Origin of the sequence: Dyadobacter jiangsuensis (genome assembly GCF_003014695.1) — a bacterium.
In the GTDB taxonomy this organism is placed as follows: Bacteria; Bacteroidota; Bacteroidia; order Cytophagales; family Spirosomataceae; genus Dyadobacter; species Dyadobacter jiangsuensis.
The window spans coordinates 33615-47601 of the sequence record NZ_PYAS01000016.1 but is presented as its reverse complement, the minus strand read 5'-3'; the positions used below and the strand labels follow the sequence as shown (position 1 = coordinate 47601).

Below are 13987 nucleotides of genomic sequence, written 5' to 3'. Positions count from 1 at the left end.
TTTGCTATCTAACGAAAAGCGCTTTAAAACCGTATACGTCTGCTTGTCGGAAATACGCCGGAAGCGCTAAAAAAGCACATTATTCCGGACTAACGTGCCGTTGAAATCAGCATGCATGGCATCGAACCGGGAAGCGACGGCTTGTGTGAAAGCTTCGTCCATACAGGCTTCCAGCTCTTCTGTCGACGCTACTTCGTAATCATCGATTTTGTAAGTTTGCTCATACATTCCTGATTCGATCTTGATGATGTACTTGCTGTTCCATTGGTAAAGACCGATTTTGTAGCGAGGGTTAGGGATGTCCTTGATGTACCTCATAACTGGTGTTCTTACTATTACTAATTATATGTTATTCAAATTCAATACTTTAATTCAGCTACTTTTTTTAGTACTAACATTACTAAACTGTACAAGCCAGAGCAAAAAAGATGCGGCTGATTTTTTCCTGAAAGGCAATCAGGCTCTCGGTCAAAAGAACTATGCCGAAGCATTGAGGCTGTACGACGAAGCGATTGCCAAAAATGCAGATTTTTCGGACGCCTATCTCAACAAGGGAATAACTTTGTTGAAATTGGGTCGCGTTGAAGATGCCCATGAGATTTTAACAGAAGCGATCCGCCTTGATCCTACACTCGTACAGGCAAATCTCGTCCGGGCGGAAGCATCACTGGATTTGGGCCGTCTGAACGATGCCAAAGCCGATCTGGAACAGATTGAAAAGGAATATAAGGACTCTACCCGCTTCCATCTCGTAAAGGGTAATCTGCTCGACGCGCAAGGTAACTCGTCGCTGGCCATTCCTGAATATGATCGCGCCGTGCAATTGAGCAAGACAAACACGGAAGCATACGTAAACCGCGGCGCTGTGTATTACCGGATGGGCTCATACAATGAGGCAAGGCTGGATTTCGAAACTGCCGTAGCCCTGGATCCCGCACAACCGCAGGCATTGAACAACCTAGGGCTCATTGCCTCCAAAAACAAGCAGTGGCCGGTGGCAATCTCGTACTTCGACCAGGTGCTTGGCCGCGATCCTGCCGAGCCCTATTCACTCAATAACAAGGCCTACGCATTGCTGCAAACAGGCAAGCCGGAAGAGGCTCGCGTGCTTATTGAAAAATCGCTGGATAAGCTGCCTAAAAACGGCTATGCGCTGCGTAACCTGGGCATCTATTACCAGCAGCAAGGAAATAGCTCAGAGGCGTTGAATGCATTCAATAAGGCCATCGAAATAGCAGAGCCTGTGGAATTGCTCTACGGATTGACCGGGCAGGCCTATCTGGCACAAAAAAACACCGCAGAGGCGTGTAAAATATGGAAGCAGGGAGTCGTGTTAAAAGACTCCCTCGCTACTGCCGAGGCCGCCAAATACTGTCGGTAGCAACTGCCCCGATACTCCTAGTGAGCCGCACGTTTTAATGCCTTCCAGGCTCGCGTGTTTTCGGCGGGATCGGTGAATCCTTCCAGGAGGGCGATCCCGTCGAAATCCAGAAATTCCTTCACAATCCCTTCCGTATCCGACAGATCGGAAACACGGAAATATGCAATCCCCGAATCTTCACAGGTGCGTTTTGCCGAGAACGAATGCCTGGTCTCGAAGAAAGTTTCCAGCTCCGGCAAACTTCCCGGGCCGTCGATCATCCGGAAAATGTTTCCGCCGGCGTTGTTCAGCACAACGATTTTCAGGTTCTGTGGAAGGTTATCGGTGAGCAAGCCATTTCGGTCGTAGAGAAACGCAACGTCGCCTGTGATCAGTAAGGTCCGTTTGCCGTTCACCCTGGCCGCCCCGATTGCGGTACTTACGCATCCATCGATACCACTTGTTCCCCTATTCGCCAACACCCCCGACCATTCGTTTTCGACCGCCAGCACGTTCGCATATCGAACAGACATGCTATTGGCAATATGTAACTGATGATTATCTTTTATAAACTTAAATATTGAATCTAACAAAGTTAAATCACTGAACACTGATAGACTTTTCAGCATTTCGTACTTTTTTTGGCATGCATTTCGCTCATTTTGCAACCATAATGATTGAAATGAAGTGTCATGCCCCAAGTCTGAGTTCTCAACAAAAGACTGATAATCAAGCTTTTCAAATAATTTACCGAAAAATAAAGCCGCATTCCCGGGGATATCCCTCGTTACCGACTGGAATGGATCGGCCAGATAAGTATCCTCACTGACATTCCAATGGTAGCGCGGGGGATTTTTACGGATAAACTGCTTGAATTCCTTTGAAAGGAACGACATTCCGAACGTAATCAGCAAATCGGGGCGGAGGTTTTCGACCTCCTTTGAACCTAAAAAGAGATCGTGGTGACGAATGACTTCCTTTCCGGACAAGTTAGCGATGCAATCACCCAATACTGGAATCTGCCACTCCTCGTTAATCCGATCCAGTACCCCATTTAAAGCAGCATCCGGCTTCCCCTGGCCGCCAGCTATTAGGATTCTAGACGCGCTTTCCCACTCGTCGAGCAGCTCTTCCCAAACCGCCTGCGGCCACACGATCTCTTTCTCCTGCCTATTGATAATCCTCACGTCACCGGAGGCAATGAAATCCTCATTGGCAGACGGATAGAACGGCTCCCGGATGGGCACATTAATATGCACGGGGCCATTCGGACTGACTGACGCCAGGTTAATCGCCTCATTCGTAACCCGGTTGATCGCCCATTGTACGTCGGAATGCTGGTAATCCGGCGATATTTCGAAGGAACGCTTCACATGCTGCCCGAAAATGCCCGTCTGATAGATCGTCTGTCCGTCATATTGGTGCTGCCATTCTTTCGGCCGGTCGGCTGTGAGTACCAGCAACGGTATTTGCTGAAAAAACGCCTCAGAAACGGCCGGAGCAAAGTTGTATGCCGCACTACCCGAGGTACAGATCAAAACCACCGGAGAATCGATTTGCTGGGCCATTCCAAGGGCAATGAAGCCTGCCGAGCGCTCGTCCATACACACGTGCGCCTGGAAGCCTCCGTGACGCGCGAATGCGAGCGTAAGCGCAGCGCTGCGCGAGCCTGGTGAAATAACGACATGGCGGATTCCCTGCCGGTAGCAGATTTCCGCCATGTCGATCAAAGGTTGTAAAATAGCCATGGAAAACTTCCTGTCTGAAAATGAAAATAGCCTCCCGAAAGAGGCTATTAAAGTAATTAGAAGGTTTGCATTGAAATATGCATTAACCCAAATAGGTTTTCAAAGCTTTGCTTCTGGAAACGTGGCGCAATCTGCGGATCGCTTTTTCCTTGATCTGACGCACGCGTTCGCGAGTGAGGTTGAACTTCTCCCCGATCTCTTCCAAAGTCATTGCATGTTCGCCATTCAGACCGAAATACAGGGCAATTACGTCCGCTTCGCGCTGCGTAAGCGTGCACAATGCGCGCTGTACCTCTTTGCGGAGCGATTCATTCACGAGACCCGAATCCGGTTTGTCTTCCAGGTCGTTTTCCAGAACGTCCAAAAGGCTGTTTTCTTCCCCTTGTACGAATGGCGCGTCCATAGACACGTGGCGACCGGAGATCTTCATGGTATCAACAACCTCAGAAGAAGAGATTTCCAATACTTCCGCCAACTCCTCAGGTGATGGCTCGCGTTCGAATCGCTGTTCCAGCTCTGAGAAAGTTTTCGAAATTTTGTTCAGTGAACCTACACGGTTGAGGGGTAAACGTACGATACGTGATTGCTCCGCCAACGCTTGCAGGATCGACTGGCGAATCCACCAAACTGCGTATGAAATGAATTTAAAACCCCTCGTTTCGTCAAAACGCTGTGCTGCCTTGATCAGACCGAGGTTACCCTCGTTGATCAGGTCACCCAACGACAAGCCTTGATTTTGATATTGCTTTGCAACGGACACCACGAAACGGAGGTTCGCCTTGGTCAAACGTTCCAAAGCCAACTGGTCTCCATCCCTGATTTTCTGAGCTAACGTCACCTCCTCATCCGGCGTTAGCAAATCCACCTTACCGATCTCCTGCAAATACTTATCTAACGATTGACTTTCACGGTTGGTAATTTGCTTACTGATCTTTAGCTGTCTCATCTATGTCTTTATTAAGTATGTTATATAACGACGTTTACCGTTCCTGCCTAGAAGAACACTGAATTAATCTTTTTTGTTCTCAGGCTTTGGTAACAATACTTTGCGTGAAAGGCGGTATTTGCCGGTTTTCTTGTCGATTTCGACGAGCTTCACCTGCACCTCTTCTCCTACTTCCAGAACGCCATCCATTTTTTCGAGGCGCTCCCACTTGATCTCGGAAATGTGCAACAAACCGTCTTTGCCAGGGAGGAATTCTACGAACGCTCCGAAAGGCATGATCGACTTAACTTTACCGGTATAGATTTCACCGATTTCAGGGACCAGAATGATGCCTTTAACCCGTGCAACTGCCTTATCCATGGAAGACTTATCGGCAGAGAATATACTTACGAAGCCTGCGCCATCTTTCTCTTCGATAGAGATGGTTGCGCCGGATTCTTTTTGAATGTCCTGAACCACTTTTCCGCCTGGTCCGATCACCGCACCGATCATCTCACGATCGATCTTGATCACGATAGCGCGTGGTGTGTGAGGTTTCAGGTCAGGACGGCTTTCGGTGATGGTTTTGTTCATTTCACCAAGGATGTGCAGACGGCCCGCTTTGGCTTGCATCAAGGCTTCTGTCAACACTTCAAATGAAAGACCGTTCACCTTCATGTCCATCTGGCAGGCAGTGATACCTTCCGATGTTCCGGTTACTTTGAAGTCCATATCTCCCAGGTGATCTTCATCGCCAAGGATATCTGAAAGCACCGCGTATTTGCCGGTTGCTTCGTCAGAGATAAGTCCCATTGCGATACCCGAAACAGGTGCTTTGATTTTCAGACCTGAGTCCATCAGCGCCAATGAACCTGCGCAAACTGTCGCCATGGAAGACGAGCCGTTGGATTCGAGGATATCGGAAACGATACGGATAGTATACGGGTTGTCTGCCTCGGGAGGAAGCACTTTTTTCAATGCACGCAATGCGAGGTTACCGTGACCTACCTCACGACGGCCAGGGCCGCGGTTAGGCTTCACTTCGCCGGTTGAGAAACCTGGGAAGTTGTAGTGCAAAAGGAATTTGCTGTAACCGTATTTCAACGGGGTGTCAACGATCTGCTCGTCCTGCTTGGTACCAAGTGTTACTGTGGTCAAAGATTGTGTTTCACCACGTGTGAACAATGCCGAACCATGTGCATTCGGCAGGTAATCCACTTCCGAAGCGATCGGTCTTACCTGGTCGAGTTGACGGCCATCAAGACGGATTCTTTCGTCCAATACCAACCGGCGTGAACCTTCCCAAACCAGGTCGTTGAAATAGCGTTTCGCCAGACCTTCGTTGAATTCCGCAGCTTCTTCTTCCGTAATAGTAGTTTTGAATTCTTCCCAAACCGCTTTGAAACCGTCTTTTCTAACGTTTTTGTTGGTAGAACCCTGCTGAGCGACAGCATATATTTTAGGATACGCGAATGCGCGAACGCGTGCTTCAAGCGCCTCGTCGGCAGGATCGCCTACGTATTCTCTCTTTTCAGCTTTACCAACAGCCGCTTCGAATTCTTTCAAAGCAAGGCATTGGGTTTTGATAGCTTCGTGTGCAATTTTCAATGCTTCGATCACTTCCTCTTCGGAAACTTCGCTCATTTCACCTTCCACCATCGCGATATCGTTATACGTCGCGCCTACCATGAGGTCGAGGGTTGCATTAGCCAATGCAGTCGTGCCCGGGTTGATCACGTATTCGCCGTCGATTTTCGCAACGCGAACTTCTGAAACCGGTCCGCCGAAAGGAATATCGGACGCCGCCAATGCAGCTGATGCTGCCAATGCAGCGAGCGCGTCAGGCAATGCTTCTGCATCCGCAGAGATCAAAAGGATATTTACCTGCACTTCCGCGTGGTAATCGTCCGGGAACAATGGGCGCAATACGCGGTCAACCAGGCGGCTGGTCAAAACTTCGTGATCGGACAGCTTGCCCTCACGGCGCTGGAAACTTCCCGGAATACGTCCCGCAGATGCGAATTTCTCCTGATAGTCAACAGACAATGGCAGGAAGTCGAGGCCTTCCTTAATATCCTTGTTAGCAACAACCGTAGCCAGCAACATGGTGTTACCCAGTCTAACTACTACCGACCCGTCGGCTTGTTTGGCTAATTTTCCTGTTTCAATTGTGATTTCCCTGCCGTCCGGTAAGGTTATAGTCTTGGTAACTATATTAAAGAGCATAGAATATTTGATTTTTGTAGCTGTGAAACGCCATCCTGACGTCCCGGTAAGTTCTTGTTTTTTCCGCAAAAAATCAGGGAACTTTCACATATGTCAAGTTCCCTGATTTTAAAATTACTTACGTATGTTCAATTCGGCGATGATCGCACGGTAGCGATTGATGTCTTTTTTGTAAAGATAATCCAACAATCTTCTGCGCTTTCCTACCATTTTGAGGAGGCCCAGACGTGTATCATTATCTTTCTTGTGCGTTTTGAGGTGCTCGTTCAGATAATTGATACGGTACGTAAATAAAGCAATTTGTGATTCAGCAGAGCCGGTGTCACCGCTCTCCTTTTTAAAACCTTTCGATTCGAAGATCTCGCTCTTCTTTTCCGCGGTTAAATACATGATTGTAACAACAGATTAAAGTGATATGTAGTAATTACGGCACCTTGCCGCAAATAAGGTTGCAAAAGTAGGCTTTTTAAACCGCTTTTTAAAATAATTTAAATTAAATATCAGTGATAAGCTCCCTTTTGCCAAATCTACTTGCCCATTTCGACTTAATTCTTTTGAAGAACATCTGGTAGACGTCTTTATCGAACAGCCGTGAATCGCTTCGTGCGCGATCGATGAAGTAAATTCCGGCCGAAAGCAGGATCGTATTTGCCATCCACGCACCAATCGGAACCGCGACCAGCCCTTCTTTCACCCATTTATCCCCCTGGTTGGTCAATACATACAACAGGATAAAGAATAGGATCGAGACCAGCACCGGCACCCCGAATCCGCCTTTCTTAATGATAGCCCCCAGCGGCGCGCCGATCAGGAACATAATCAGGCAGGAAAGGGCCTGGGTGTATTTGTGATGTCTTTCCAACTCGTATTTGCTCGCATCCTTCAATTTCGCCTGCAAATAATCCTGCTGCGACTTGATGTAGCTCAGCATGCTATTCGAAGCCGCCTTCGTATTCATCAGGATATCCTTCTTCAAACTGTCGGAAACGGGCTTCGTCAGCAAAGAGTCGATCCATTTGCCGGACTTGATCGTTTTATCCGTCCCCTCCCGGTAGTTATACGAATAATACTGCTGGCTCCCAGCAACAAGATTCTTCTTGGTCTCCTGATAGGAATTGCGCAACGAATCCGCCGTTGAAGTGAGGTCGCTGATGTTCTTCATAAACTCGTGGTATTTGAACTGCCCCTCATCTGTACGCTTCATACCAAACGACGCAAGACTTTCCGTAAGGCGGTAATGCCTGAATGATTGGCGGTTGAAGTTACTATAAGGCGTCTGCGCCCCCGCCGGAGTGGAAATATACACAGGCCTCGAACTGCCCGATCCCTGCTCGTCGGTATACCGCGTACCGTTGTACAATTCGATCACCAGGTAACGGTTCTCGTTAATGGCGTACATCCTTCCCGAATCGGCCAGGATAATTTCGGTATTCCCCAACTCATACGACCGGCTGTTGTGCTTGTAGATCACCATGCCGATCATCTTGCCGTTTTCCAGCTTTTCATCAACTTTGATGCTATACCCCGGCAAATCATTGTAAAAAATCCCTTCCTTGATCTTCAATGTAGCCTTGGTCGTTTTGATATCATATAGAAGGCTGTACCCTTTCAGGTTGGCCCAGGGCGAAACTCGGTCGTTAAAAAAGAAAGAGAAAACGCTGATCCCGATCGCGACAATAAACATCGGCAGCATAGCCCGCACCACGGAAATACCTGCGCTTTTGATAGCCGTAAGCTCAAAGAACTCGCCCAGGTTTCCGAATGCCATCAGTGAGGACAGCAGCATGGCCAGCGGCAATGCAGTAGGTACGGTAATGAGACTAAAAAAGAAGAATAGCTGTGCATAGTCCATGACATTCAGGTCCTTCGACACGAAGTCATCTATATAAAAGATCATGATCCGCATCAGGAAGACGAACACCACGACCGACATTGTAATCACAAAAGGTCCCCAAAAGGACGTTAAAATAAGCTTGTCCAGCTTTTTCATCAACTGCCTACTATTTCTCTTAAATTATCAATAAATCCCTCCCACAACGAAGTCAACTCATCTTTATCCTTGTTCGACGAGTAGTCGATGATCCGCAAAAAGGTTGTCTGGGTTAACTCGCTTACTTCTAATTTTAGTTCCAGATGGTTGTTGTCGAGATTGTCTTCGCTGGTATCCTCGAAATCGAAACGCACCGCTTTGTTAATCCTCAGTCCTGTCTGCCGGGCTATGTGGCTGTCGCCGTCCCATTGGAAATCGAACCGGTGGTCGGGCAGCACAGTAACCTTCTCGGCAAACCATTGTTGGAGCCCCGAGGGCGTGGAAATATATGGAAAGAGAACTTTTGGGGAGGATCGCAATTCAAATTCTGTAACAAATTTATATTTTTCCATATGTGCTGAAATTAAAGGAGCCGCCTCGTTAGCGATCGCCTTATGTGCTGATTTAAAAGTTGTAATATAACATAAATCGACAATAAAAGCGTGTAAATTTAAATTTGTTGTTTTAAAAATATGCGAAATTTACGCTAAAAATGGACAAATGGGTTGCATCGTAATATTCTTTAACATACTTTTGCACCACAATACAACGGCGGGGTAGCTCAGATGGTTAGAGCGTAGGATTCATAACCCTAAGGTCGGCAGTTCGATCCTGCTCCCCGCTACACGATAAAGCCCCTTTTTGGGGCTTTTTTTATGTCGTTTTCAAGATTTGTAAAACATATGTGAAACATCGAGCGCTTGAAAATTGTCAGCGCTCATGATCCTTATCATGGTCGCGGGGCTTGAACTTTTTTGCAAATTCACTCTTACGCCTCTCTCTTTCGGTCATATCCTCGAATAGCTCCTTATTCTCCTTGGCAATTCTGGCCTTCTGCTGGGTGCGGATATTTCTGATAACTGACTTGTCAGATGGAAGCTCAATGTCCTTCATGCGCTCCTTCATTTGTGCAGTCCGTACTGAGAACTTGTTCGGCTTGTCGCGAAGTTTTTTCAACAAATCGAAGCTTCTGCCGTTTTCGTCGATAATCATGAATGGACGGCGGGTTGTGCTGGACGCAACTGTGTATCCGTAATCTTTGCAACGATCAAAAAACTCCTGTCCGGTCTTGGATTTCTGCCAAGCATCAATGACATTTTTAGTCAGGATAGGTCGGTTTTCGTTGCGCTGCGGTGTTCGCGCATGGCCTAACTTAATCTCACAAGTGGCTCTTGCACGGTCATTACCTTTATAGGAGTGGCTATCAGAAATGAACCTTCCCAATTCTACACTGTACCGCTGATGCGTAGTGTGCATATGCCATTTACCATCCTTCAAGTGCTTCTGTGCTGCCCAAGGCTGTCCATGTAATCCCTGCTCTTTGGCAAGGGTATCGATACAAAACAACCAGTCTTCATCGGTCATTTTGTGACTTTCATCCCTGTCCGGGCTGATGATCGCATGGTAAATAGATTTGCTTCCCTTTGTCAGTTTTGCAAACCTGTCCATCTCAATTATGGATGCAGTAAGATCGTCCGGGTTCGAGGTCCCCCACGCCCCGAAAAATTCGACACGTTCGTTCTCGGCAGGGGTTTGAAGGTACTGGGCAAGCTGCTTGCCATTCCCCCGAGAGGCACCACGGATAATCATTTTAGTCCCTTCGATATAAGTTGCCCTGCCGCCATCAGCTCTGTCCTGACCATCATCAGGATCTCATCGGAGACATTACCTTCCTTGGCAAGCAAATCAAGGTTCTTGCTGATTTGTTGCACTGCCGCAAGACCTTTGAGCATTTCCTCTGCCTCCGGTGTAGGCTTCAAACGCATAGGCTGAACTTCTGCCATACGAAATCTCCCCCACTCTGAGAGGGTCATTCGGGCTTCCCGAGCGTTGCGCTCAGCAACGGTTAGCTCCGAGTCGCTAAAGCAGATTTGAGGCTTGTTTGTTCTTTTTTCGAGAGAAGGTTTTCGCGCCATGGTTTTTAAACGTGAGGGTTAAGGGAGAGTGTAACGTCTCCTTACAAGATGGTTCTGGACGGGTCAATAACGGAGTTTTGATACGTATAGAACACGTCTTGCTATACTACGCTATACTACGAAAACATGCACATGAAAACAACCCCCAATCGGCTAAATCCCAAACTTTTACACCCTCAATCATTCCATGAAAATAAATCCCCAAGTGGTTACACGCATTAAATAAATTAATAAATATCTTGGCAAAGTTAAACCTCACCTATATCAGTTATGCAGAACAACCAACCTCCTCAGTGGACGGCTGACGACATCCTCGCGCTGTTCCAATCCCCCAAAAATCCAGAAGCAAAAGTCAAATACATTCTCTGGGCAGTCGGTATCTTCCTAACCCCTATTACGCTTGCCGGTGCTGTGTGGGGCTTTATCAGGGCTTACAATCGGAAGCTCTACAAGCTTGACGTCGCCCCTACCCTTGCACCCCTTCACCCGTTTGCCCGTGTGTCGATGATTATTTTCGCCGTCGGGATATGGGTAGTTCTATTGGTCGGGTTCTTCATTATATCCCATGTGTATCACTGGATCGTGGGAAGTAATGGTGATCTGTTTCCTCTATTGGCGTACCTGACCACAAATCTTTTTATTACTGTCGTGGTGATGGTTGCCTTCAACCGCTGGCGGGAAAAGATGTTTCTGTTAAAGGCTGATATGAACCGTTACGGATCAGCGAAGTGGGCAACCAACGACGATTTAAGACCATACGAAGGTAAGAAGGGACTGTATATTGGCGGTGGTTATACTTATCCGAAGCAAGGGCATTTACTCTCGGTCGCAGGGACGCGTTCAGGGAAATTCACAAACCTCATAGCGCCCAACCTTCTCGGAATTGGCGGGTATGATGGTTCGTGGTTTGTAATTGACCCCAAGGGTGAATGTGCTTATGTGACGGCAAATTACCAGCGACAATCAGGCAAAGATGTTCGGGTTATTGATCCTTGGAAGGTATATTCGACAAGTCCAGACCGCTATAACCCCCTTGATGTAATGGACGCCACGAATACCGAATCATTGGGCGATGACGCGGCTATGATCGCTGAAATGATCGTTCCCGAGGATGCCAAGACTTCGGACCCGTTCTGGAATGACCGCGCCAGATCGCTGATTACTGCATTGATAATACATTGTGTTATCGAGGGATCGAAGGGCAATTGTTCACGAGAGCTTGCGACGGTGTGGAGATGGCTAAGAAAGTCCGAGGAAGATTTTAAGGAATTGCTCACTGACATGGCGGTAAGCGATAATGAGATCGTTGCGCTGACCGCTACCGAGGTTCAGTCAGTAATGGTCAACTCCGAAAAAACTTTTGGTAGCATAATGTCAAGCTGCCACTCACAGACTGATTTCTTAAAATCCTCTGCATTGCAGGATTCAATGTCGGAATCTTCATTCGATATTAACGGGATCTCCGATGGCAAAACCGCGTTGTATTTGATTATCCCCCCGGATAAGATGAACAGCCAGTCAAAATGGCTTAGGCTGGTGGTTGCAACCTCATTGAGGGCTGTTGTCAGGACACGGAATAAGCGCGTAACCTTCATTCTGGACGAGTTTCCATCACTCGGGAAGATCAACGATGTTAGCAGCTTCATGGCTATGGGTGCGGGGTATAACATCACCCTCTGGCCGATATTTCAATCTCTGAGCCAGTTGCAAGCCATCTATGGCAGTTCTTGGCAGGTGTTCATGGCAGGTGCTTCTGTGAAGCATTTTTTCGGGATCAACGATGCTTTCACAGCCGAACATGTTTCAGGATTGGCGGGAAAGGCCACGTATGTGGTTTATGACAGAAATGTTGTAGGGGACGAAAAAGGCCAACCAAACGCCCGACCATTGGTAACTGCTGATGAAATCAGGCGGGGTTCTTCTGATAAGATATTTACTTTCATAGATCAAAACCCTATCGCAGAATTCCAGAAATGGCCGTATTACGAAATGAAGCAAGCAAAAGAACGGTCTGACAGAAACCCTTATTACGAGGAGACTATCGGGGTCTAAGTGTTTGTCTCGGTGAATTAGCCCGATACGCACTTTGCAATCCGCTCGTATTCCCTATATGAGCAGCACTCAGGTCTTTATGACCGTCATAAAGATGATCCATTGATCCAAAATGTACGCCTTCCGCTTCCAGAATTGAGGCGAGGGCGTGCATTGTTCTTTCCCCTGAGCCTGACACGTCATGGTCGGTAAACGATAGGACACGGGCGATTTGAACGTTTTTGGACGTAAGGTACTCTCCAACAGAAGAAATCATGCTGTCGCCGTTGCTGACAATATATTCCTCATTTGGCTTTGGCAGACCTTTCAAGTTAAGCCAGGTCAAAAAGTCGAAAAAGCCAGTAAACACAAAAGCAGTTACGTCCGTTGCCTCTGGATGGGCTGGAAAGGTACTGATAGCCTTTGGGCCGATGCATGTTTTGAAGGATTTATGCAGACGGGGGTTGTAAATATTTATCTCGTGGCCTTCCTTATCGTTTTCGAAAGCAAAAGCATAAAACGTCTTTTTCGTCTCATTGTCGTAAATGCTGGACTGTTTAACGTAGCGCTCCACCAGACCTTTGGGAAGTCTGCGGCGGTCAATCTCTTCTTTCAGATTTGCGGCTGTCACACGGTCTGACAGCTTTTTGATCTGATAATGATCTGAATAGGTCATTGCCTTGGCTTCCTTGTAAATGGTGGTGCGTGGGATTGTATCGAATGCTTCCAGAGCTTTCAATGCCTGTTTGGTGCTTTCGGGGTCATTCCGTTTCAGTCCGTGGAAGTCCACCCAAAGATCGATCACGTCACCCTTCGGTAGATGGTGACCCCAATCTTTAAAGCTGTTGGTTCGCTCGTCGATATGGAATGAAGCAGTTTTCTCATTCCGAAACGGGCTGAACCATACAGTGATGTGTGGCTTGATCCGCTTGTGCAGCTTCGCCCCCAGCCTTTCGGCTACGTCACTTATTGGTATGGTTTTGGCTTGATCGACGTTCATAATCTATTGCTTGGATGATGGCGTGAAGTTCGGATAGTTCTTCGGTGGGCAGTACTCCGGCATCAATAATGGTTGATCCGATATGAATACTGGAAATGCTTCCCATATCAACGCAAAAAGTCGTCCTAATCCATTTTACACCATCCGGCCTGATTGCCTTCAACTCTTCGCGGCTGCGAGTGTAGCGAATTATTAACCGAGACATATCTAAACCAACAAATTTTTCCTTCGGTCCTAAATATTTTGCAATGAATGAATAACAGCAATAATCCTTGTCTGTATTATCGGACATAGAAACATAGCTGAACTCTTCAGGTCTTACATAACAATAAACCCTTGCATCAATCTCATCCAGCTTTTCCGTATCATTCGGATCAACGGTTTCTATTAATCTAAGGATCGTTTCAGCTTCAATCATTACATAACCTCCTTCATGATGGTTTTTACGGCCCTGCTATATGGTGCTTTACGTTCGATAGTAACCCAAACGGCAACAACCTTATTTCCTTCATAGCAGTTTTGCTGGGCAAAGGATTTGCTCTTAAAGACCATCGGACATCCATTGAGGTCTTTATCAATTCGGCCTGATCTTCCAATCACGCCCCACATTTTTACTTGGTTCATTCCTGTACTCCTAATCGTTGTTTCAATGCTATCCACTCTGGATGGGTTTTGAGGTCTTCTATTTTGATGTGGGCGTTTAGCCAGTTGTATATTTGATCGTTGTCTATCGGTGTAGGTAATGGCCCGCA

14 protein-coding genes and 1 tRNA gene are annotated in these 13987 nt (G+C 47.2%); 3 read left to right on the top strand and 12 right to left on the bottom strand.

What is annotated here, in order from left to right; genetic code table 11:
* Positions 1–66: 66 nt before the first annotated feature.
* The gene (locus CLV60_RS27590; protein WP_106598632.1) at positions 67–318 is read right to left on the bottom strand and encodes a hypothetical protein; all 252 of its coding nucleotides are present in this window, start codon (positions 316–318) and stop codon (positions 67–69) included.
* A gap of 28 nt (positions 319–346) precedes the next feature.
* On the opposite strand from CLV60_RS27590, the gene CLV60_RS27585 reads away from it, so the two are divergent.
* Complete coding sequence (locus CLV60_RS27585) at positions 347–1381, top strand: tetratricopeptide repeat protein (protein WP_106598631.1); 1035 nt, start codon at positions 347–349, stop codon at positions 1379–1381.
* Positions 1382–1398: 17 nt separating this feature from the next.
* On the opposite strand, the gene menD is transcribed toward CLV60_RS27585, so the two are convergent.
* The 6 genes from menD to CLV60_RS27555 form a co-directional block, all read right to left on the bottom strand.
* Complete coding sequence (gene menD, locus CLV60_RS27580) at positions 1399–3108, bottom strand: 2-succinyl-5-enolpyruvyl-6-hydroxy-3-cyclohexene-1-carboxylic-acid synthase (protein WP_106598630.1); 1710 nt, start codon at positions 3106–3108, stop codon at positions 1399–1401.
* A gap of 82 nt (positions 3109–3190) precedes the next feature.
* Positions 3191–4054, bottom strand: coding sequence for a sigma-70 family RNA polymerase sigma factor (locus CLV60_RS27575; protein ID WP_015810559.1), 864 nt, complete (start codon positions 4052–4054; stop codon positions 3191–3193).
* A gap of 63 nt (positions 4055–4117) precedes the next feature.
* Positions 4118–6259 carry a polyribonucleotide nucleotidyltransferase gene (pnp, locus tag CLV60_RS27570; RefSeq protein WP_106598629.1) on the bottom strand — a complete coding sequence of 714 codons (2142 nt, stop codon included), beginning with the start codon at positions 6257–6259 and terminating at the stop codon, positions 4118–4120.
* Between the two features lie 114 nt (positions 6260–6373).
* Positions 6374–6649 (bottom strand): 30S ribosomal protein S15, encoded by a 276-nt coding sequence (gene rpsO / locus CLV60_RS27565; protein WP_031527901.1) that lies wholly within the window; start codon positions 6647–6649, stop codon positions 6374–6376.
* A 103-nt stretch (positions 6650–6752) separates the two neighbouring features.
* Entirely contained in the window at positions 6753–8249 is a 1497-nt protein-coding gene (locus CLV60_RS27560) for an LptF/LptG family permease (RefSeq protein ID WP_106598628.1), read from the bottom strand.
* Positions 8249–8641: an START-like domain-containing protein gene (locus CLV60_RS27555; protein WP_106598627.1), complete on the bottom strand. Its 393-nt coding sequence runs from the start codon at positions 8639–8641 to the stop codon at positions 8249–8251. Before CLV60_RS27555 ends, CLV60_RS27560 begins: the two co-directional genes overlap by 1 nt.
* A gap of 198 nt (positions 8642–8839) precedes the next feature.
* On the opposite strand from CLV60_RS27555, the gene CLV60_RS27550 reads away from it, so the two are divergent.
* Positions 8840–8913 (top strand) — tRNA-Met (locus tag CLV60_RS27550).
* Between the two features lie 86 nt (positions 8914–8999).
* Here CLV60_RS27550 and CLV60_RS27545 read toward each other — a convergent pair.
* Both CLV60_RS27545 and CLV60_RS34160 read right to left on the bottom strand, forming a co-directional pair.
* Positions 9000–9878: a relaxase/mobilization nuclease domain-containing protein gene (locus CLV60_RS27545; protein ID WP_106598626.1), complete on the bottom strand. Its 879-nt coding sequence runs from the start codon at positions 9876–9878 to the stop codon at positions 9000–9002.
* Positions 9875–10072 (bottom strand): hypothetical protein, encoded by a 198-nt coding sequence (locus tag CLV60_RS34160; protein WP_146151603.1) that lies wholly within the window; start codon positions 10070–10072, stop codon positions 9875–9877. The genes CLV60_RS27545 and CLV60_RS34160 overlap by 4 nt, the downstream gene beginning before the upstream one ends.
* 402 nt (positions 10073–10474) lie before the next feature.
* Here CLV60_RS34160 and CLV60_RS27535 point away from each other — a divergent pair, with 402 nt between their 5' ends.
* On the top strand, positions 10475–12256 hold the full coding sequence (locus CLV60_RS27535; RefSeq protein ID WP_106598624.1) for a type IV secretory system conjugative DNA transfer family protein: 1782 nt from the start codon (positions 10475–10477) through the stop codon (positions 12254–12256).
* Here the strand turns inward: CLV60_RS27535 and CLV60_RS27530 are convergent.
* From CLV60_RS27530 to CLV60_RS27520, 3 genes are read right to left on the bottom strand one after another with little or no spacing between them, the layout of a single operon-like run.
* Positions 12243–13235, bottom strand: coding sequence for a hypothetical protein (locus CLV60_RS27530; RefSeq protein ID WP_106598623.1), 993 nt, complete (start codon positions 13233–13235; stop codon positions 12243–12245). The two genes, CLV60_RS27535 and CLV60_RS27530, sit on opposite strands and share 14 nt — an antisense overlap.
* The gene (locus CLV60_RS27525; protein ID WP_106598622.1) at positions 13198–13653 is read right to left on the bottom strand and encodes a hypothetical protein; all 456 of its coding nucleotides are present in this window, start codon (positions 13651–13653) and stop codon (positions 13198–13200) included. The genes CLV60_RS27530 and CLV60_RS27525 overlap by 38 nt, the downstream gene beginning before the upstream one ends.
* Positions 13653–13895, bottom strand: a complete 243-nt coding sequence (locus CLV60_RS27520) for a hypothetical protein (protein WP_170118879.1) — start codon at positions 13893–13895, stop codon at positions 13653–13655. Before CLV60_RS27520 ends, CLV60_RS27525 begins: the two co-directional genes overlap by 1 nt.
* Positions 13896–13987 lie beyond the last annotated feature (92 nt).

Bases quoted from the DNA above. Each gene is read 5' to 3' on its own strand.
- CLV60_RS27590 (WP_106598632.1), bottom strand. From the start codon at position 318: ATGAGGTACATCAAGGACATCCCTAACCCTCGCTACAAAATCGGTCTT.
- CLV60_RS27585 (WP_106598631.1), top strand. From the start codon at position 347: ATGTTATTCAAATTCAATACTTTAATTCAGCTACTTTTTTTAGTACTA.
- menD (WP_106598630.1), bottom strand. From the start codon at position 3,108: ATGGCTATTTTACAACCTTTGATCGACATGGCGGAAATCTGCTACCGG.
- CLV60_RS27575 (WP_015810559.1), bottom strand. From the start codon at position 4,054: ATGAGACAGCTAAAGATCAGTAAGCAAATTACCAACCGTGAAAGTCAA.
- pnp (WP_106598629.1), bottom strand. From the start codon at position 6,259: ATGCTCTTTAATATAGTTACCAAGACTATAACCTTACCGGACGGCAGG.
- rpsO (WP_031527901.1), bottom strand. From the start codon at position 6,649: ATGTATTTAACCGCGGAAAAGAAGAGCGAGATCTTCGAATCGAAAGGT.
- CLV60_RS27560 (WP_106598628.1), bottom strand. From the start codon at position 8,249: ATGAAAAAGCTGGACAAGCTTATTTTAACGTCCTTTTGGGGACCTTTT.
- CLV60_RS27555 (WP_106598627.1), bottom strand. From the start codon at position 8,641: ATGGAAAAATATAAATTTGTTACAGAATTTGAATTGCGATCCTCCCCA.
- CLV60_RS27545 (WP_106598626.1), bottom strand. From the start codon at position 9,878: ATGATTATCCGTGGTGCCTCTCGGGGGAATGGCAAGCAGCTTGCCCAG.
- CLV60_RS34160 (WP_146151603.1), bottom strand. From the start codon at position 10,072: ATGGCAGAAGTTCAGCCTATGCGTTTGAAGCCTACACCGGAGGCAGAG.
- CLV60_RS27535 (WP_106598624.1), top strand. From the start codon at position 10,475: ATGCAGAACAACCAACCTCCTCAGTGGACGGCTGACGACATCCTCGCG.
- CLV60_RS27530 (WP_106598623.1), bottom strand. From the start codon at position 13,235: ATGAACGTCGATCAAGCCAAAACCATACCAATAAGTGACGTAGCCGAA.
- CLV60_RS27525 (WP_106598622.1), bottom strand. From the start codon at position 13,653: ATGATTGAAGCTGAAACGATCCTTAGATTAATAGAAACCGTTGATCCG.